Raw genomic sequence first — 21,323 nt, forward strand, 5'->3', positions numbered from 1 at the left:
AATTAAAATGAAAAACATTACTCTATTTCTATTAATCATATTTGGTTATAGTTTAGCCGGTTTTGCTCAGAATTCTGAAAAAATAAAAGGTGATAGAAATCTAACCATTAAACAAACTTACATTGATGATTTTAGTGGTATTGTAGTAGGCGAAGATTTTAAAATAGAATTATTTTATAACAAAAAACCTTCCGTTGAAATTGAAACCGATGAGAATCTTCACGCTTATATAAACATTCAAGTTATCGATAGCGTACTTACACTTACTACAACTGCAGATATTAGACCAAAAAAACTTAATATAAAAGTTAATTACGGAGATTCTTTTTCTAATATAGAAGTTAAAGGAGATGCAGAAGTACGATCGCTTACCTCATTAGAATTAACAAATGCCTCATTAAAAACTAGTGGATCTTCACGAGCATATCTTAATATCAAAACGGATGATTTTAGTTTTATAAGCACAGATAAAACAAAGGTGAAATTGAATATCTCTGCTACCAGTGTCTCTGCGGAAATAAGCGATAATACAAAAATGGATGCCTTAATTAATGCTACCGAGGTAAAAATGGACTTATACCAACGTGCTAGTGCTGATATTGAAGGCACTATCGACAACTTAACACTAAGGGCTGATAATAACTCAAAGTTTAATGGTAAAAATTTCACATCAAAAACCTGTACCGTTACTGCAGAAATAGCTAGTGATGTTTATTTAGAAGTTATTGAGAATATTGTTATCAATGCTTCAGGTGCTAGCGAGGTGTATCTCTACGGAAATCCGAAGATTACCATCAATACATTTACAGACACTGTAAAGCTCCAGAAGAAAGAAAAATAATCTGATTTTATTACAACTAATTTTAATTCAAACCGATATAAGATGAAGAAAACAATCTTAATATTAGCTATTCTTGTTTCAATTGCATCATGTAAAAATGATACAACAAAAAATGATACAACAACTGTATCAAAAGAAGAAGTACAATCTTTTCTAGATGAATACACAGCAACTTTCACTAAGTTGTATTATGATTCTGCCCTTGCAGAATGGGATGCAAACACAAAAATTATTGCTGGTGATACCACAAATGCTTATAAGGTACAGCAAGCTAATGAAGCCTTAGCTAAATTTACAGGAAGTTCAGATGTTATTGAGAAAACTCGAAAATTTCTTGAAGATAAAGACAATTTAGATATTGTTCAAGTGCGTCAACTCAACACCATTTTATATGCTGCAGCAAACAATCCTGAAACAGTTTCAGATTTGGTAAAAGAGCGTATTACAGCTGAAAACGCTCAAAACGAGGCACTTTTCGGGTACGATTTCAAAGTCAATGGAAACTCTGTTACTACTGGAGATATTGATAAAGTACTACGTGAATCAAATAATGAAGCAGAACGCTTAACCAATTGGGAAGCTTCTAAAGATGTTGGAAAAGGACTTAAAGATGGCTTAGAAAATTTGAGAGATCTACGTAACAAAACTGTAGGTGCCTTAGGCTATGATGATTATTTCTCATATCAAGTATCTAGTTATGGTATGACTAGACAAGACATGCGTGATGAAATGAATAAAATGGTGAAAGAAGTTTGGCCTTTATATAGAGAATTACATACATGGGCAAGATATGAATTGGCTAAAAAATTCAATGCTGAAGTTCCCGAATATCTTCCAGCACACTGGCTGCCTAATCGTTGGGGTCAAGACTGGAGTTCTCTTGTAAGTGTTGAAGGTTTAGATATAGATGCTGTGTTGGCAGACAAGGATCCTGAATGGATTTTGAAAGAGGGAGAAAACTTCTATAAGAGTATTGGTTTTGACGCATTACCAGAAAGTTTCTATGAAAAGTCAAGTATGTACCCATTACCTGCAGATGCACCCTATAAGAAAAACAACCATGCCTCTGCTTGGCATATGGATTTAGAAAATGATTTACGTTGCTTAATGAGTGTTGAGCCTAATGCAGATTACTATGAAACCATTCATCATGAATTAGGTCATATCTATTATTACCAAGCGTATACCAATCCTAATGTTCCTCCATTATTGAGAGAAGGAGCTAATCGTGGATATCATGAAGCAATTGGAAGTTTATTAGGTTTTGCTGCCATGCAAAAACCTTTCTTAGCAAACAAAGGTTTAGTAGATCCAAATGCTGAAATTGACGAAACTCAAAACTTATTAAAAGAAGCGTTAAGTAATATTGTATTCCTACCTTTCTCAGCTGGTGTAATGACCGAGTTTGAAAATGCTTTATATGCTGAAAACTTACCAAAAGATGAGTTTAACAAGAAGTGGTGGGAATTAGCTAAGAAATATCAAGGTATGGTACCTCCATCTGATCGTGGAGAAGAGTTTTGTGATGCGGCTTCTAAAACACATATCAATAACGATGCTGCTCAATATTATGATTATGCAGTGTCTTATATCTTATTGTTTCAATTTCATGATCACATCTCAAAAAACATTTTAAAGCAAGACCCGCATGCTACAAACTATTTTGGAAGTAAAGAAGTGGGTACATTTTTAAGAGGTGTCTTAGAAACTGGTGCTAATAATGATTGGAGAACATTACTTAAAGAAAGTGTTAGTAGTGAAATGAGTGCTAAGCCTATGTTAGAATATTTTAATCCACTAATGGAGTATTTAAAAGAACAAAATAAAGGAAGAACCTATACACTTCCTGAAACCTTATAAGGTATTTATAAGGTCAAAAAAAATGCCTAAAGTTAATCTTTAGGCATTTTTTTATAGTGTGTTTTTTTTAATTGTAAGTCGAAGTGCTGACTTCAAAATCAGACTCCTTAGCCGCTAAGTAACGCTCAGCATCTAACGCAGCCATACAACCTGTACCAGCCGCAGTAACGGCTTGGCGATAGACATGATCTGCAGCATCACCAGATACAAAAACTCCATCAACATTGGTCTTTGCTGTTCCAGGAACATTAATAATGTATCCCGTTTCATCTAAATCTAAAAAGTCTTTAAAAATATCTGTATTAGGCTTATGACCAATAGCAACAAAAAATCCTGTAGCTGGAATCTCAAACTTTTCATTAGTCTTATTGTTAAATGCTCTTACACCTGTAACCACTTGTCCATCTCCTAAAACCTCATCTGTTTCAGTGTTATACAAAATTTCAATATTTGGCGTATTAATAACTCTATTTGCCATAATTTTAGATGCTCTAAACTCATCTCTACGAACCAACATAGTTACTTTTGTACAAAGCTTCGATAAATAATGAGCTTCTTCAGCAGCACTATCTCCTGCCCCAACAATAACTACTTCTTGATTTCTATAGAAGAATCCATCACAAACGGCACAAGCAGAAACTCCGCCTCCAAGTTTTAAATACTTTTGCTCAGACTCCAAACCTAAATATTTAGCAGAAGCTCCAGTAGAAATAATCACAGTCTGACAATGAATCTCTTTAGTTTCATTAACCCAAACTTTATGAATATCACCAGAAAAATCAACTTTAGTAATCCAACCATCACGAATATCAGTTCCAAAACGTGCGGCTTGATTCTGTAATTCGATCATCATTGCTGGTCCTGTGATTCCATCTGGGTATCCAGGGAAATTTTCAACATCATTAGTCGTTGTTAATTGTCCACCAGGCTGTGTTCCTTGATATAGTACTGGCTCCATATTTGCTCTTGAAGCGTAGATTGCCGCAGTATATCCTGCTGGTCCCGAACCTATAATTAGGCACTTTACTTGTTCTATTGTATCAGACATATATATTGTTTCAAATTGATATAACAAAAGTAGGTTTTTTGATTAAAAACTTACATCAAAGTTATTAACAGTATGCATAGTCACATTAGTGTTTTCTATAGTAAACTCTCAAACTTCAAACCGTTGAGAATCAATATTTTTAGTAATAGTGATCAATTTTTCGTAAATTTAAAACTATCACTTATTAAATCATCTTATTATGAAAGCTGCACTCCCACTATTCCTAATTATGCTGTTGATTTTTTCTTGTAAACAAAATGCTGAACCTGAAATAACAAATTCTGTTATTGAAGTTGAAAATGTCCCTAATATAAATCCTTTAGAAGGTGCTTGGGAACTTATTGGTTATTATAACTACCTTGACAATAAAGTCATTGACTCTTTTCAAACTAGCGAAGGTTACCGGCAAGTAAAAATGTACACATCGTCGAAAGTCATGTGGAGCAAATATATTCCAACAGATTCATCCGAATGGTTTGGTTATGGTAGCTATACAGTTAATGGTAATGAATTAATTGAAGTCCTAGAATATGGATCGGAAATGATGAGTAAAATTATTGAAGAGAAAAAAGAGTTTAAACATGAGCTTATCATAAATAGAGATACCTTTAGTCAAATAGAAATTGATGATGATGGTAACCGTATTTATGCCGAGAATTATAGGCGTATTGAGTGAAATACGTATTAATACAAAAAATCAATCATTGAGAGGGTTACTCTAATATTTAAACAAATACAATTTACTTCGTTATTCTTATTCCCTTTATAGATTTTCACTAACTGATAAATCATCTTTTCTATTTTTCAAAACTATCATGGTAATGATATAAATCAAAACTATTGTAAAAGGAATTATTATAAATCGTAATTCTGGAAATGTATACCAAAGCACTAATACCAAAATAGTTCTAGTAACAGAATGAAAAATGCCTATCCAATGTTTTACAATCCATGAAAAAGGAATCCACATCGTTCCGGTTAAAATTCCAACGGTTAACGGAAGCGACGTATAATCAATTAAAAAGAAAGGTAATGCAATGGCATAGACCAAAACCGCTTGTGCTACAGTATATAGAAAGAGTCCATCAAATTCATTCTTAGGTTTTGTTTTGTCTAAAAAATGCTCACCTGTAAATTTCGATATGAACAAGGCGAGATATACGATGCTTCCAGTGCCAATAAACAACACCCAAACCGTCACTTTAGGTGGCAAAACGATTCCTGAAATGCCTATTATTAACCAAACAATTAATCCTGCTAAAGGAGTTGCTAAAAATTTTCTATTTGAAAACTCAAAACGTTGTTCTTCTAGTGTTCTTTTATTTTCTGACATTATCATTTTTATTATACAAAACAAAAAGGGCTCTACTTATCATTGCAGAAACTACAGATAAATGTGACTCGTCTTCAAAAATCGTTGTATTAATTTGAAGATTTTTACTATTCTTTTTTAGTAAACTGTAGAGCTTTGTCATTCCTGAAGTCATAGCTTCTTCCTCATCTCCACCAGCAGAAATAAACACCTTAGTAGAAGGAATATCCCAGGTTTTGGTGTTGGCTACTATATCTTCAGCTTGATTTAATAATTCATTTCTCTTCCACATTAACGAAGGACTACTGATTCCGTATCTTTTGAAACTATTTGTATCATTTAAAAACGCATAGGTTGTAAATAAGCCTCCTAGAGAATGTCCCAAAATTCCGTTGTCACCATTGGTTTTATAATGTTTATCTACAAACGGTATTATTTCAGTTTGTATGCATTCTAAAAATTGTTTTGCTCCCCCAGATTTAAATCTTTTAACGCTTTTGTCTTCTGAAGGTGTAAATTCATAGGTTCTATTGGCCTGCCAAGATTCTAAATCATCACCCGAACCAATACCAACAATAATGACATCCTCAATTTTATTTTCAAAATCTAAATTAACACGAGTTCCATCTAATATTGAAAACATATACTTTCCATCTAGCACATATAAAACAGGATAACTCAAGGTGTCTTTTGAATTATACGAAGAAGGAAAAGACATATATAATTGATACTCTGTATCCATTATTTTTGACTTAACTGTATGATTTTCTTCAAGTATAGGTTTTTGAGGTTCTAATTTTTGGGCATAAAAATTATTTGCAAAAGAGACAGTAAATACTATTAATAATAAAGTAGAAATTTTATTTAGTTTCATTATAATAACAATTAATAAAGCAGCAAATATGCAATAATATTCAGCAAAAAGAAGCCAAGTTTTACCGAATTGTAAATTTTGATGGATGAAATGTTTTTTTATTATATCACTGCTGTTTAGAAGAATCCTTGTATTGCCAAAGCACATTTACAATGGTCCATTTGTCATTTGTTTTTACAATATGCATGTAGTCTACCCAATCATCAGCAATTAATTTCACAGAAGCTGTTCTGTCAAAAACATCTAAAATCTTTACCTCCTTTTTTGGGTTTTTAGGAAATCCAACACCATTTTTATTATAGGTTTTAGCAACATTAATCATAGTTTCTCTTGAGGTTTCAAGCAGAAAGTCTTCTTTCTTAGATTTATCTTTCCAAAAGGTTCGCTTTATCATTTTTGGATGTAAAGCACCTTCCATTTGTGATTGTTTTACGTTATGCTGTGATTCTATATAGTCTAAAGCTACTTGCTTTATAGCCAATGAATCTTGCTTTGTTTGTGCATTTATTGAATGTGTTAAAATAGACACAAAACAAATGGATAATAAACATTTATTCATCATTAGTTTTTAAAAGTTAGAACAAAGGATTTTCATTTTGAGATACCGCATTCTTTTTAAAGGTTGCAAAAGCATCCCAATGTTCAGAGATTTTACCATTGGTTACTCTAAATACGTCCATCGTTGAGAATCTGTTTCCGTCTCTTTCATCGATAATCTGTACAAATACCAAATCGTTTTCGGCAATTACCAAATTGAAGTTTATTTTTTTCTTTGGCGCGTCTTTAAACCAAACTTTTGCCGCATCTACAAGTGCTCGCTTACCATCGGCAACTGCTGGGTTGTGTTGAACATAAGTATCACCAATATATGTGTTAGCTGCATCGAAATTAAAATCTCCAAAGAACTCTTGATAAAAACTGGTTACAACTTCTTTGTTTTTTTCAAGAATATCTTGTTGTTCTTTAAGTTTAGAAATTTGAGAATTTAGAGAGTTATTTTCCTCTTTTAAACTTGCTTCTTTTGAGTCGTCGTTACATGAGCTAAGAAGAAAAATTACCGATAAAATTGCTAGGGTTTTGATTATTGGCTTTAACATAGGGTACATTTAAATTTGTTTAATTACTTTTCTGTTTTAAATCTTTAATTCGATTTCCATGCCTTTCATCTCCACTTATCGTAAAGGCTTTGGTTACAAAATTTAAAGCACTTTTGTAATCTTTGGTTCTTTCGTAATAATCAGCCATAGAATCATAAGCGTTTGCGCTGTTTGGATAAAATTTAATGGCTGATTCAAAAAACATTTTAGATTTTTCTAATTGTTCCATATCTAAACTCATATAGCCAAGTACATTTAATAAGTCATGCGGATAAGGCGGAACGACATAGCCAAAATAACGTTTCAATTTATTCGCTCTATGGTTTATGATGGTAGATAATTCTTCTTTGGAAGTTTCTGGAGAATTAAACTTATCGGTGTTTTCCATCTGGTACCATTCAAAATCAAAGATTAAACCATCCATTATAGAAGGAAATGGTATTGTACCATGTAAATCTCTAGGGTAAAATTGCCACTTAAAAGCCAATCCATTGTTTTTATTTTGCTTTATCATATCTGAAAACGCAATATTTGAACGCGCAAATAGCGTAAAATCTGATGAATCTTGCATCACATTGTCTATAGTTACGTTAGGATTTTGCATGTGCAATTGACTTCCTAAAGACATAAAAAGGGATTTACCTTTATAGTTTTGACTGTAGAGTTTTTCCTTTGCCTCTTTCAATAGTTTTTGGCTGTCCCAATCTAAACTCGGGTCAATGGCTATATAATTTGAAAATAATTCGGGATGATTAATCAGTGTGTAAATCGTAAACAAACCTCCATAGGAATGCCCTATTAAGGTTCTAAATTTAGTTACGGGATATTTATTTTCTACAAACGGGATAAGTTCACTCTTTATAAATTCACTAAAGCTTGCCGCTTCGCCATTGCCCTGTTCAAAAGGTATTCCGTACATTTCTGTTACTTTTGAGGTGGTCAAGTCGCGCATTCTGTTAGCATTATTAGAAATACCAACAATGACCATTTCGGGCGTAAATCCACCACTATAAAAACTTTGGACATTAGTAACAGTGGGTAAAAACATTTCCCCATCCAAAACATATATTACAGGATATTTTTGATTTGCAGCTGGATTGTAATTTGCAGGGAGTTGAACATATATTTCTCTATGCTCTTTTAAAACATTAGAATATACACTATCTAATACACCAATATTTTGTAAATACTGGATATTTTGTTTGATCTGAGCATTTGCAAAATGTTGAAAGAATAAACTTAAGCTAATTATTAATATTGGTTTTATTCTATTCATTATTGATTTGTGTATCATTGAGGTTAATAGTCTTTTTAGATTATCGGAAAACATTTTTCTACTTTCTGTGAATTGTCTATACAAGAGCTTAATAGAGTGATTATAGATACTGTTCTGAAATTATAGTTTTTGTAATTAAAGTTTATGAAACGAAACTATGATTAATCCGTCTAAACGATTTACTTTAAAAGTTAATAGTTTGTGAATTTTCGCTTAAAAGGATTAATAAAAAATCAATTCAATTCTTTAAGCAACTTTTCTGCTTGCTCTTTTACTAAGTTTTTAGCAATTAAATCCTTTAAGATAGATTTTGCCTTGACTTTATTATCCAACGTAACATAGGTTTGAGCAACTAATAACTGTAAGTTTTCATTAAAAAAGTGAGGTGAAGTGAGTTCAACTAATTCAATCCCTTTTAAGAGCTCTTCTTTATTATCTTTTGCCGCTAATATTTTATAGTAGCCATATACAGCAATAATTTGGATATCATAATCAGCTTTGTTTGTTGCCAATTCTTTTTCTGCGCATTCTATGGTTTTCTTTTTGTCTAATACATCTTGAATTAAGTAGACACTTTTTTCATCCTTATATAAAGTTCTTTCTACTGGTTTAAGTCCTAAAGATATTATTACAGCTTCGGCAGATTTAGTGGTTGAAAATGGATTTTGCCCTGTTACGAACTTTCCTGAAACAGCAACTTCTGATAACATAAAGTCTGTTTGCTTAAAAATAGCACCTCTAGACTTTAATTTATCTTCTAAACTAAAAGGGAATTCTTTAACCCATTTTTTTCCAAATAGGTCTTCTTCTAGATTACAGAACCCTGTCATTTCTACATCTTTAATGATATACTCATCGTTGTTTTTTATGTTTACAAAAGATGCTGGCCCATGACAAACCGAAGAAATTACCGTTCCGTCTCTGTTGTAAAGATTTAATACAATATCCTGAAGTGATGGGTCGTACGGTAAATCGAACATAGCGCCTTTTCCGCCAACGATATAAATAGCATCATAATCTTCTGGGTTTATACTTGCTGTGGTTTTTGTATTATCTAATAAATCTAGAACTACTTTGTCTTCCAAAATTGCTTTATTATAAGGTTTGTCTTCATTGAACTTATCTGCTTCTACTTTACCTCCTTTTGGACTTGCTACATCAATAGCAAGATTATTATTCTTAAAGATGAGGTAGGCTTGCGAGAATTCATCAAACTCATAACCTGGTCTTACTGCTCCCATATCCTTTCCATAACTACTCACTATCATTAAGATTTTTTTCTGAATATCATTTGATTGAGAAAAAAGTACGATAGGTAAAAAAAGAACGATTGTTAAAACTATTTTTTTCATTTTTTTATTGATTTAGATAAACAACACGAATGAAAAAAGACTTTGTTACATTAACGCAAAATTCAATTACAGAATTTTAACTTTTCACTTAAGGCATTTTAGTTTAAATGTGGTAACAAGTTCTTTTTCAAGATGTTTTTAAAGTGATTTTTCTATTGATTTCCGAAAAGCTTTAGACTAACTTGTAATGTTTTATCTATTGCAGGGTTTTCATCTTTAGTAACAATAACATCTGGTTGCACGCTCTGCTTTCTGGTATCTCCAGAAACTCGAGTGATGTAACGACCAGGTGCCAAAATCAGTAATTTGGTGTTGGGTAGATAAAATGGTGCTAAATTTCCTGTTTGATTCGCGTTTCCACCAGTAGGTTGACCTACCAATTTTGCCAAATTATGATCTTGAATAGTAGTGGCAAAAACAATTGTTGCAGAGTAGGACATTTCATCAATAAGTACAATCACTTCTCCTTTAAATCTTTTGTTTTCTTCAACTGGTTTTACCAGATTACTATCTGTAACATCAATTTTGATTATTTCTCCTGGATCTCCCTTGTATCCTAAGAATCCATTGCTATCCTCGGTTAATTTTTCAATAGCTGAAGATGCTTGATTTAGTTCTTTATCCGTTAGGTATTGTAAAATTTCTGTACCAGCAGCTGTTTGCCCGCCAGTATTACCTCTTACGTCAATAATCAATTTGGATAATTGGTTTTTTTGAATTTCCTCAAAAGCATTTTGAACAAAGTCTTCATATCCTGCTTCCTCACTTACATCAAAAGTGCCAAGTCTTAGATAAGCGACCTTATTAGGCATTACCTTTAACCAGTTATCTCCAAGGTCATTGCTTTCTTTATTCCAATCCTCAGGGTTGGAAACAGTAATATTCTTCTGTTTGTTCTCAAACTCTAAAACGAGTTGAAAATCTTCTTTCCAGTCATAAATAGCATTTAGCCAATAAGGGAAAAGTAAAGAACTCATATGCATTCTTAAGTTAGCCGTTTCACCATGACCATATTGTGCTAATTCTTTCAAAATAGTTTCCCCTGGAATTCCATTGATAGATAAAACTTTAGTTCCTTTTTCTATGGTGATTGGCTTGGATTTATGTGTGTATTTATTGTTAATATATAAAGACTCGTTATTTACAAGAACTCCAAAAGGAAATAAATACTGTCCGTCATTTTTTGCATAGGTGCCTTCAGCTAAAAGTGGAAAAATTATGCTGTGTCCATCATTAAAATATGGAGTGAGTTTACCAATCAATTGAAAAAAATCTCGGCGATTCATGCCCTCTTTGATATTACTTTTAAGACTAGTATACTTTGCATTAATTGCCTTTTTGTCTATGATTTCATTATAGACTGGATGCTTTGCAATCATTTGATTCTTCAAAGACTCTAAATCTTCTTGAAGTGCTTTTTTACCAAAAACTCTACTGGTGAAATCCTCATTAACATCTTCATGAATCCATCTTTCTAAACCGCCACCACCACTACAACTCACTAATAAATTCACCAAAACAAGAAGGGTTGTTAAACGTATGAGATACTTATAATCTATTTTCATCTTATGTTTTATTGTGTTTTTATTTTTAACGATATTTTAAAAACAAGCATTACTAACTTTTGATTTCCTGCAAAAGTTTTTCAGCTTCATCTTTTTAAAATTTAACCCTTGCAAATAAAGCACTGTAAGACATAAAAATCTATCTGAATTATAATTCAGTAAGAGTGAATTATGAAATAGAAATACTGATTGTTAGCGGTTTAACTTATTTGTTCGCTGAATCTCTGTATTGAGAAGGAGTTTTGTTTTCTAACTTTTTAAACGCAGTGTTAAAAGCAGAAATACTATTAAAACCACAATCGTAAGCAATAGAAGAAATGGTAACTAATTTATTTTCGTCGGATAATAATACTTGTTTTGCTTCTTCAATTCTATAAGAATTTAAGTATTGCTGAAAGTTTTGATTACAGTTTTCATTAACAGACTGAGAGAGTGTGTGAGATGTAACATGTAACTCTGAAGCTACCATTTGTAATTTTAAATCTGGATTTAAGAAAGGTTTATCGTTAATAAAATAATTCTCTAACTTTTTGAAAATCTCACTAGATTTTTCGCTACTCAATTTAGAGTTTTGATATTTTTTTTCACTCTCTTTTAGTGCTTTATTGGCTATTGCCCAAATACTTAAAGAATAAACTACGATAGAATAAGTTAGCGGACCAAGTATATATGGAATATAATCTCCTAAGAGGAAAATAAAATAAGAAACCCAGATAAAAACAATGCCCAAATGAATTAAATTGAGCCATTTTCTTCTAATAACACTAACATCATTTTCTTTTTTTAGATATTTTTTTTTCCAGAAAAAGGAAATTAAAATATAGCCTAAAAAGTGTAGATATATTACATAAATACCAAAATTAACATAAAACTCTTTTGATAGTAAAGTAAAACTATTTAGTACAAGAAGTAACAAAAAAGGAACGCCATGTAGTAGCATTTTCTTTTTTACCCCAAAGTCCTTTAAAAGGTAACTTTTTGTATAAAAATAAAAGAGAGGACCAAAAAAAAGAATTAAAGTTAAGCCTAAAGTGATAAGAATAAAATCGAGATCACTAGTAAAGTATAAAAAGATAGATTTACTAATTCTAACACCAAATAGAATAAGTAAAATTCCTAAAATTTGATTAGAAATCCACTTAGATTCTTTTTTAGACAAGAGATAAAGCCCAAGTATAAACCCGTGAATAATTCCAAGGCCGCATATTAGAAGAATAAGTATATGTTCCGTTTCCATTGGCTAAATATATTTAACAAATTTACTTTAAATATTTGCTTAATTTCTATTCAATAATTTAGGAATATTTAGTCCTAAATTATGAATGCCGACTAAAAGTGATTTTTATGCTATTAATTTATATTACATATATGATGTCTCATAACCTGAAGACAAGTGTGATCTTGTTTTATTATACAAATTAACTGATTTTTCGTGGTTTGGGAGCAGTATATTGTTAGTTTGGTTACAGATAATAATTTTAGTTAGGGTGGCAGGATTACCTAAGGTTATCTTGTTATAGGTAGTTACAGATTAAAGCTTCGCTTTAATAAATAAAGCCTAAACATTTTCTTAAGAAAGTAAGCTTTCTACAAAACACTTAGGCTTTATTTTGTCGGGGTGGCAGGATTCGAACCTGCGACCTCCGCGTCCCAAACGCGGCGCGATAACCGGGCTACGCTACACCCCGAATTGATTATCTTTTGTACTAAATAAATTAGGAAAAATAGCGGAGAGACAGGGATTCGAACCCTGGGTACCTATTTCTAGGTACGACGATTTAGCAAACCGCTCCTTTCGGCCACTCAGGCACCTCTCCGTTATATATGAACTTTGCAATAAATTGCGGATGCAAATGTAACGCATCATTACAAAGAACGCAACTATTTTTTGAATTTTTTATTCAGAATTTTTATTCTGGGTACTCAATTCGGAGGTGAAATATATTAGCGAGCTTCGTTTTTAATACTTTCTTTATAGCTTGTATTTCTTTAAAAGTAATATTTGCATTTAAAAACTGTCCGTCATCCATTTGTTTTGCAATAATACTTTCAACAAATGCATCAATCTTAGTTGTTGTTGGTTCCTTTAAACTCTTAGATGCAGCCTCAACACTATCACACATCATCAAAATTGCAGTTTCTTTACTAAAGGGTTGAGGTCCAGAATATCTAAAATCAGCTTCATTCGTATTCTCGTTAAGTTCTTTCTCTTTTCTGTAAAAGTAATATACCATACTCGTTCCGTGATGGGTTCTTATAAAATCAATAACGCGATCTGGCAAATTATTTTTCTTTGCGATTTCAATACCGTCCAATACATGATCGATAATCATCTTAGCACTTTCTCGAGAAGACAATTCATCATGTGGGTTAATACCTGTTGCTTGATTTTCAGTAAAATACGTAGGATTCTTCATCTTACCAATATCATGATATAAAGCACCTACTCTAATAAGCATAGCATTAGCTCCAATTTCATTCGCAGAGGCTTCAGCTAAATTAGCTACATTAAGTGAGTGATGAAACGTTCCTGGTGCTTTATTGGATAGTTCTTTTAAAAGTTTTGTATTAGTATCAGATAACTCCAACAACGACACATCAGAAACTAATCCGAAGAGTTTTTCGTAAATGTAAATCAATGGCTGAACAAATAATGTAGCCAAACCACATAAAACAAATAATCCAAATGTTGTTGGATCTAAATTTGTAATATTTCCTTCATGTATCACATAAAAAGCAAAATAAGCAATAATATAAATGAGTGTAATTTGCCCTACAGATATAAAAAGGTTTGCGCGCTTATATAGTTCAGAAACCGTTAAAATCGTAACTATTCCAGCAATAATTTGAAGAAACATATACTCATAACTATTTGGCACTATAAACCCTAATAACAAGACAGTCAAAACATGTGCAAATAGGCCTAATCTAGCATCGAAAAAGGCCTTGAGTACTAATGGCAGAATACATAGCGGGACTACATAAACATATTGAGAATTATAATTTATGACCAATGTTGTTAACAAAATCATCAATAGAATATTAAAGAAAATAAACGTTACTTTAGTATTGTCTAAAAACACATCTATTCTATATTTCCTAAGAAATAGCAATAACATTAACAATGCTAAAGCTACCAATAAGGCATATGCAAAAATGATTAAATTATAATTAGATTCGTTCCAAACTTGAGACTCATACTCCGCCTCTAATGATTTTAGTTCATCATATTTATTACCCTCAACAATTTCACCTTTAGATATTATAAGTGTTCCTTTTTCGATACTCCCCCTTACTGTAGAAATAGTTTCAAGAGTTTCATCAAGAGCATTTTGAGTTAATGATGAATTCAATTTTAAATTGGGCTTTATGACATCAAAGAATACTGATACAAATGTGGCATTATAATGTGCTAGATTGTTCTCTTCCAAAACACCTTCAATAAGGGGTCTAAAACCATCTAATTTGGTTAGTTTTGAAAATTGTGTTTCTGCAAATTGAGTACGATCATTAATTAATATAGCGCTCTTGTTTTCTGAATACTCATAGGCTTCATCTAAAACTCCATATTTATAAATTTCATTTAAAGCTAATTCCCCTATTCTAAATAAATTGGGAGTTTGTCTAATTATACTATCTGCAAATGAAGTTGCAAATTTTTGGGTATAATCGCTAATCACAGAAGACTTAATCGAAGTATCAATATCAAAATATAAAGGGCTTTTTTCTGAAGCTTCTATATGTTCAAGGTTGATTTCTTCAGAAGATTTTTTTATAGCAAAATCAAAAGGCGCTAAGAGATTTTCAGACTGCCAAGGTTTACCTTTATCAAAATCATATTTAAATTTTCCGCTCTTCGGAAATAAATAAACAATTAAAAATGTAGTACTTAAAAACAAAAGCACCTTATACAAAAGCGCATGATTTTTATACCATTTATTGATTAAATCATTCATTATTAGATCTATTTAAGCGGATTTAGAGATAAAATAAGGGCTTGAAAATGTCGCTTAATCTTTCAAAAGTAAGAAAATATAATAGAACTGATGTAATTACATTCACGAGGTCTTTTAATTAAAAAATGATTAATTTTGCAGCTACAAACAAAATAAAATTAAAATGAATAGAGACGTCGTCATCGTATCAACAGCAAGAACTCCAATTGGTAGTTTTTTAGGGGCTTTATCAACTATTCCCGCTCCTAAATTGGGAGCTATAGCAATTAAAGCTGCATTAGAGAAAATAAACTTAAAACCAGAATTAGTTGAAGAGGTTTTAATGGGCAATGTCGTTCAGGCTGGAACTGGCCAAGCTCCTGCTCGTCAAGCTGCTATTTTTGCTGGTATTCCTGATACGGTACCATGTACGACAATTAATAAAGTGTGTGCCTCAGGTATGAAAACTGTCATGCAAGCTGCTCAATCTATCGCTTTAGGTGATACCGACATTGTAGTTGCTGGTGGCATGGAAAACATGAGCTTAATTCCGCATTATTATCATGCTCGATCTGCCACAAAATTTGGTCCAGCCAAAATGGAAGATGGTATGCAAAAAGACGGTTTGGTTGATGTCTATGATCAGAATGCTATGGGCGTATGTGCAGATGCTTGTGCTGCTGAATATGAGTTTTCTAGAGAAGATCAAGACGCCTTCGCAATTCAGTCTTATAATCGTTCTGCTGCAGCTTGGGATGCTGGAAAATTTGATAATGAAGTTACTCCAGTTGAAGTACCTCAACGACGTGGTGAGCCAATTGTAGTGTCTAAAGATGAAGAGTATAGTAATGTAAAGATGGATAAAATTCCAGCATTGCGACCTGCATTTACTAAAGACGGAACTGTAACAGCTGCAAATGCATCTACAATAAATGATGGTGCGGGAGCTATGGTTTTAATGAGTAAAGACAAAGCTGAAGAATTAGAGTTAAGCCCATTGGCAACAATTAAAAGTTATGCTGATGCTGCGCATGAACCAAAATGGTTTACAACTGCTCCAGCTAAAGCATTACCTAAAGCACTCGATAAAGCTGGTGTATCTCTTAATGATATTGATTATTTCGAGTTTAATGAGGCCTTCTCGGTTGTTGGTTTAGCAAATATGAAAATACTAGGATTGTCTGATAGTAATGTTAACGTAAATGGTGGCGCTGTATCTTTAGGACATCCTTTAGGTTGCTCTGGAGTAAGAATTATAATCACACTGCTTAGTGTACTACAACAAAACAATGCAAAATTAGGAGCTGCTGCTATTTGTAATGGTGGAGGAGGTGCTTCTGCTATTGTTATTGAACGTAATTAATAAGGAATAATGCAATACGGAATTTGTCATCTGAGTATTGTTCCTCTTCGAATAGAAGCAAATGATTCTAGTGAGTTAGTATCGCAGGTGCTCTATGGTGAAATTTTCAAAGTATTAGAACAGCGTAAATCTTGGAGTCGAATTCGTTTGGCTTTTGACAAATACGAAGGTTGGATAGATAACAAACAGTATGTAGAAATCTCTGAGGAGAATTATAAAATGATTAAGCTGCAAGAGCATATCTTGACGAAAGACTTAATCGAATATATCCAAGATAAAAATCAGCAATTATATACGATTCCAATAGGTTCATCATTAAACGGTTTAAAATTACTAAACCACAGCTACGATGGCAATCAAATTTCAAACAAGCAAGATAGATCTAACATAATTGAAACTGCATTTACATACCTCAATGCACCTTATTTATGGGGAGGAAAAACACCTTTTGGCATCGATTGTTCTGGTTTTACTCAAATGGTGTATAAATTAAATGGTTATCATATTTTACGTGATGCATCCCAACAAGCAACTCAAGGTCAAGCCTTAAGTTTTATTGAAGAAAGCGAACCTGGAGATTTAGCATTTTTTGACAACCAAGATGGGCATATCACACATGTAGGAATTATTATGGAAGATAATTACATAATTCATGCCCATGGAAAAGTGCGTATAGATCGATTAGATCATTCAGGAATTTATAATGTTGACAAACGTCTTCACACACACAAACTTAGGGTAATCAAAAAAATTATTCAATAAAAAAAGCGTCCAGAATATTTGGACGCTTTTTTTTAACCTAATATCAAAACTAGTTTCCTGCTTCTAGTTCTTCTACTTTTGTTTTCATTGCTTTAAACTTATCAGTCATTGAAAGTGCACTATAAATATTCATTAGTGTTTTCGCAGCCTGTACGCTTTTAGGCTTTAATTTTAAAGTCGTTTCTAAATATGGAATAGCAGATTCGTAAAGTGATTGCTTCTCTTTTTGAAGCTCATCATACTTTTTATCATCTGCAGCAGATGTACCTAAAGCATTCATCTTATCAAAAATTTCTTTCTCTTGACCTAAAATCAAAACAGCCATGTTATTATAAGCATCAGCATAAGAAGGATCTAATGATATTGCTTTTTCATAATACGCTTTAGCCGAATCAAACTCTCCAGCCTCGCCTGCAATAACCCCAAGGTTATATTGTAATTCAGCATTGTTAGGATCTTTAGTTGTTGCTTCTTGCATCAAGGCCTTAAATTCGTCCTTATTTCCCATTTTAAGCTGAACGTTAGCTTCTGAGATTAATAAGCCTAAATCATCAGGATTTTGGGCTCTAGCATCTTTCATTGCAGCAACAGCTTTTTCATTATCACCATTACTTAAGTGAATAAGAGCAATATTCTTTACAATCTCTGCAGATTTAGATTCTGTTTGCTTTTCCTTAGGTGTAATATGACTTCCAGCTCGTACCGAAGCATCACGCATAATTTTTGTATCAAACAACTCTTCCTCACCAGACTCCTTATTCATCGCAGTGTATTCCATTTCAATACCTTGGTAACCTAAATCTCTTAGCTCCTCATAATATCTTAATGAAGTCTCATAATCTTGTCCTGTAACTGCTGTAGATGCTGCATAATAAAGATATAACGTGTCTTGTGGCGACATTCTATAGGCTTTATCAAAACCTTCAGAAGACTTTACATAATCTTTACTTTGTAAAGCTGAGTTTGCTTTAGTTAAAAAGTTATTTAAAATTTCAGATTTCAAAGTATTCACCTGTACTGTATATTTACCTTTACTAGACCCCTCAACATCTGCAACTTTATTAAAGCTTTCAATGGCTTTATCAATATCCGAATTGGATCCTGTTCCATTAGCATAAAGTGCTTTTGCTTTTAGGAAATAGAATTTTGCTTTCAATTTAGCATCTGCACTTCCAATTAAGGATTCAGCAGATTGTATTGCCGATTTTGCATCAGCAAAATTTCCAGTTTTAATTGCTTTTTCAGCAGCTTTTAACTCATTTTTCTGAGAAAATGAAATAGTACTTATCAATAGTGCTAAAGCAACTACAATTTGTTTTTTCATTATTAGTTATTTTAAGTGTTAATGTATGTTATTCTTCTTCCGAAGAATCAATAGTTGTGCCATTTTCGTTAATATCCTGAATATCAGTATCTAAAATATCATTTTCTTCTTCCTCATCTTCTTTCATGACCTTTGCAACAGCCGCAATAGAATCACTCCCTTTTAAGTTGATAAGTTTCACGCCTTGAGTTGCTCTTCCCATAACTCTTAAGTCTTTTACTTCCATTCTAATAGCAATTCCAGATCGGTTGATAATCATTAGATCATCTTCATCAGTAACTGATTTTATAGCTACTAAATGTCCTGTTTTTTCAGTCACAGAAATTGTTTTCACTCCTTTTCCGCCTCGATTAGTAATTCTATAAATTGCTTCTCCATCTTCAGGATCATCTATATAGCTTCGTTTTCCATAGCCTTTTTCAGATACTACTAAAACAGACTCCTCTTGTGAGTTCTCAATAGCAATCATACCGATAACTTCGTCATTATCATTTGCCAATCGAATCCCTCTTACACCAGAGGCATTCCTACCCATAGGTCTCGTTTTTTCTTCCTCGAATCGAATCGCTTTACCCGATTTAAGAGCTAGCATAACTTGACTATTTCCAGTCGTTAATTTAGCTTCTAGAAGTTCATCATCTTCTTTAATGGTAATGGCGTTAATTCCATTGGTTCTAGGTCTAGAATATTGCTCTAAAGATGTTTTCTTCACCTGACCTTTTTTAGTAGCCATAATCACATAATGACTATTGATGTAATCTTCATCTTTTAAATCTTGAGTACAGATAAAAGCCATTACTTTATCATCTTGTTCTATATTGATTAAGTTCTGAATAGCTCTACCTTTAGAAGTTTTACTCCCTTCTGGGATTTCATACACACGCATCCAAAAACATTTTCCTTTTTGTGTAAAAAACAACATATATTGATGGTTTGTACCAATAAATAAATGCTCTAAGAAGTCTTCATTTCTTGTCGTCGAGGCTTTTTGACCAACACCTCCTCTATTTTGTGTTTTGTATTCAGTAAGCGATGTTCTTTTAATGTAACCAGCATGAGAAATAGTAATCACTACTTGTTCGTCTGGAATCATATCTTCAATACTCAAGTCACCTCCTGCATATTCAATAAGAGAGCGACGTTCATCGCCATACTTTTCTTTTACAACTTGAAGCTCTTCTTTGATAATATCCATACGACGGTCTTTTTTGTCAAGGATATCTTTAAGATCTTCAATAGTTTTCATTAACTCTTCATATTCAGAACGTAATTTATCTTGTTCTAAACCTGTAAGTTGACGCAATCGCATTTCAACGATTGCCTTCGCTTGAATTTCTGAAAGCTTAAAGCGTTCAATTAATTTTGAACGTGCTTCATCAGCATTAGAAGAGGCACGAATAAGTGCAATCACTTCATCTATGTTATCTGAAGCTATAATTAAACCTTCTAAAATATGTGCGCGTTCTTCAGCTTTACGTAATTCATATTTAGTACGCCTTACAACAACTTCATGTCTATGCTCAACAAAATAATGAATAAGGTCTTTAAGGTTCAATAACTGAGGCCTACCATTAACTAAGGCAATATTATTAACACTAAAAGACGATTGTAATGCTGTATACTTATATAATTTATTTAAGACAATATTTGGAATAGCGTCACGCTTTAATACATAAACAATACGCATTCCTTTTCTATCGGATTCATCTCTAATAAGCGAAATTCCATCAATCTTTTTGTCGTTAACTAAATCGGCAGTCTTTTTAATCATATCTGCCTTATTGACTTGATAAGGAATCTCTGTTACAATGATACATTCTCTACCTTGAACTTCTTCAATAATTGCTTTACCTCGTAAAACGATTCGCCCTCGTCCAGTTTTAAATGCTTCACGAACACCATCGTAACCATAAATAGTTCCTCCCGTTGGAAAATCTGGTGCCTTAACATGTTGAATAAGTTCATCAATCTCTATATCATTATTATCAATATAGGCTATAGTTCCATCAACAACTTCGGAAAGATTATGTGGTGGCATATTAGTTGCCATACCTACTGCAATTCCAGAGGCTCCATTGACTAGAAGTCCTGGTATTCTTGTTGGAAGCACAGTCGGTTCCTGTAAGGTATCATCAAAATTGAGTTTATGATCAACCGTTTCTTTGTCAATATCTGCTAACATTTCCTCAGATATCTTTTTCATTCTGGCTTCTGTGTAACGCATTGCTGCTGGACTATCACCATCAATCGAACCAAAATTCCCTTGACCATCAACAAGCATGTATCGCAGACTCCATTCTTGAGCCATACGAACCATTGCATCATATACAGATGTATCTCCGTGTGGATGATATTTACCTAATACTTCCCCAACAATTCTTGCTGATTTTTTATGAGCAGTATTTGACCTAACACCAAGTTCATGCATACCATAGAGCACACGTCTATGTACAGGTTTTAAACCATCTCTTACATCTGGTAATGCACGTGACACAATGACCGACATTGAATAATCAATGTAGGCAGATTTCATTTCATCCTCAATGTTTATAGGGATCAATTTCTCTCCTTCTTCCATATATTATATAAATTAGATTTTTGTAGGTTTTCAAATCGTGCTAAGATAAGGATTTCCTTAGTGTTTAAGCGACTCAAATACTCGAAATTTAAAACTATTTATTAACAAATTTTAACCTAATTTTTAATAAGTATCC

17 protein-coding genes and 2 tRNA genes are annotated in these 21,323 nt (G+C 32.7%); 5 read left to right on the top strand and 14 right to left on the bottom strand.

What is annotated here, in order from left to right; all coding sequences use genetic code 11:
- Positions 1 to 7: 7 nt before the first annotated feature.
- Together ACTU6T_RS01650 and ACTU6T_RS01655 are read left to right on the top strand one after the other, a co-directional pair.
- Positions 8 to 841, top strand: coding sequence for a GIN domain-containing protein (locus ACTU6T_RS01650; protein WP_460219524.1), 834 nt, complete (start codon positions 8 to 10; stop codon positions 839 to 841).
- A 42-nt stretch (positions 842 to 883) separates the two neighbouring features.
- The gene (locus tag ACTU6T_RS01655; protein WP_460219525.1) at positions 884 to 2,701 is read left to right on the top strand and encodes a M2 family metallopeptidase; all 1,818 of its coding nucleotides are present in this window, start codon (positions 884 to 886) and stop codon (positions 2,699 to 2,701) included.
- Between the two features lie 67 nt (positions 2,702 to 2,768).
- Here the strand turns inward: ACTU6T_RS01655 and trxB are convergent, their stop codons facing one another.
- Positions 2,769 to 3,749 (bottom strand): thioredoxin-disulfide reductase, encoded by a 981-nt coding sequence (trxB, locus tag ACTU6T_RS01660; protein ID WP_460219526.1) that lies wholly within the window; start codon positions 3,747 to 3,749, stop codon positions 2,769 to 2,771.
- Positions 3,750 to 3,948: 199 nt separating this feature from the next.
- Here trxB and ACTU6T_RS01665 point away from each other — a divergent pair, with 199 nt between their 5' ends.
- Complete coding sequence (locus tag ACTU6T_RS01665; RefSeq protein ID WP_460219527.1) at positions 3,949 to 4,425, top strand: hypothetical protein; 477 nt, start codon at positions 3,949 to 3,951, stop codon at positions 4,423 to 4,425.
- 87 nt (positions 4,426 to 4,512) lie between these two features.
- Here ACTU6T_RS01665 and ACTU6T_RS01670 read toward each other — a convergent pair whose 3' ends face one another.
- From ACTU6T_RS01670 to ACTU6T_RS01720, 11 genes are all read right to left on the bottom strand, one after another.
- Positions 4,513 to 5,082 (bottom strand): DUF7010 family protein, encoded by a 570-nt coding sequence (locus ACTU6T_RS01670; protein WP_460219528.1) that lies wholly within the window; start codon positions 5,080 to 5,082, stop codon positions 4,513 to 4,515.
- On the bottom strand, positions 5,069 to 5,935 hold the full coding sequence (locus ACTU6T_RS01675; protein ID WP_460219529.1) for an alpha/beta hydrolase: 867 nt from the start codon (positions 5,933 to 5,935) through the stop codon (positions 5,069 to 5,071). The genes ACTU6T_RS01670 and ACTU6T_RS01675 overlap by 14 nt, the downstream gene beginning before the upstream one ends.
- Before the next feature lie 106 nt (positions 5,936 to 6,041).
- A complete protein-coding gene (locus ACTU6T_RS01680) occupies positions 6,042 to 6,497 on the bottom strand; it encodes a nuclear transport factor 2 family protein (protein WP_460219530.1) in 456 nt (151 codons plus the stop codon).
- Positions 6,498 to 6,510: 13 nt separating this feature from the next.
- Entirely contained in the window at positions 6,511 to 7,032 is a 522-nt protein-coding gene (locus ACTU6T_RS01685; protein WP_460219531.1) for a nuclear transport factor 2 family protein, read from the bottom strand.
- 19 nt (positions 7,033 to 7,051) lie between these two features.
- A complete protein-coding gene (locus ACTU6T_RS01690; protein ID WP_460219532.1) occupies positions 7,052 to 8,308 on the bottom strand; it encodes an alpha/beta hydrolase-fold protein in 1,257 nt (418 codons plus the stop codon).
- Positions 8,309 to 8,541: 233 nt separating this feature from the next.
- On the bottom strand, positions 8,542 to 9,660 hold the full coding sequence (locus tag ACTU6T_RS01695; RefSeq protein ID WP_460219533.1) for a type 1 glutamine amidotransferase domain-containing protein: 1,119 nt from the start codon (positions 9,658 to 9,660) through the stop codon (positions 8,542 to 8,544).
- Between the two features lie 152 nt (positions 9,661 to 9,812).
- Positions 9,813 to 11,225, bottom strand: coding sequence for a S41 family peptidase (locus ACTU6T_RS01700; protein ID WP_460219534.1), 1,413 nt, complete (start codon positions 11,223 to 11,225; stop codon positions 9,813 to 9,815).
- A gap of 205 nt (positions 11,226 to 11,430) precedes the next feature.
- Positions 11,431 to 12,384, bottom strand: coding sequence for a helix-turn-helix domain-containing protein (locus ACTU6T_RS01705; RefSeq protein ID WP_460219535.1), 954 nt, complete (start codon positions 12,382 to 12,384; stop codon positions 11,431 to 11,433).
- A 454-nt stretch (positions 12,385 to 12,838) separates the two neighbouring features.
- Positions 12,839 to 12,913 (bottom strand) — tRNA-Pro (locus ACTU6T_RS01710).
- A gap of 40 nt (positions 12,914 to 12,953) precedes the next feature.
- Positions 12,954 to 13,042 (bottom strand) — tRNA-Ser (locus ACTU6T_RS01715).
- 93 nt (positions 13,043 to 13,135) lie between these two features.
- Positions 13,136 to 15,181, bottom strand: a complete 2,046-nt coding sequence (locus tag ACTU6T_RS01720; protein WP_460219536.1) for an HD family phosphohydrolase — start codon at positions 15,179 to 15,181, stop codon at positions 13,136 to 13,138.
- Between the two features lie 163 nt (positions 15,182 to 15,344).
- On the opposite strand from ACTU6T_RS01720, the gene ACTU6T_RS01725 reads away from it, so the two are divergent.
- Both ACTU6T_RS01725 and ACTU6T_RS01730 read left to right on the top strand, forming a co-directional pair.
- Positions 15,345 to 16,523 (top strand): acetyl-CoA C-acyltransferase, encoded by a 1,179-nt coding sequence (locus ACTU6T_RS01725; protein ID WP_460219537.1) that lies wholly within the window; start codon positions 15,345 to 15,347, stop codon positions 16,521 to 16,523.
- A gap of 9 nt (positions 16,524 to 16,532) precedes the next feature.
- A complete protein-coding gene (locus ACTU6T_RS01730; RefSeq protein ID WP_460219538.1) occupies positions 16,533 to 17,285 on the top strand; it encodes a C40 family peptidase in 753 nt (250 codons plus the stop codon).
- 49 nt (positions 17,286 to 17,334) lie between these two features.
- On the opposite strand, the gene ACTU6T_RS01735 is transcribed toward ACTU6T_RS01730, so the two are convergent.
- Positions 17,335 to 18,609, bottom strand: coding sequence for a tetratricopeptide repeat protein (locus ACTU6T_RS01735; RefSeq protein WP_460219539.1), 1,275 nt, complete (start codon positions 18,607 to 18,609; stop codon positions 17,335 to 17,337).
- A gap of 28 nt (positions 18,610 to 18,637) precedes the next feature.
- Complete coding sequence (gene gyrA, locus ACTU6T_RS01740) at positions 18,638 to 21,187, bottom strand: DNA gyrase subunit A (RefSeq protein ID WP_460219540.1); 2,550 nt, start codon at positions 21,185 to 21,187, stop codon at positions 18,638 to 18,640.
- Between the last annotated feature and the right edge of the window lie 136 nt (positions 21,188 to 21,323).

It is taken from the genome of Psychroserpens citreus, from assembly GCF_055686305.1.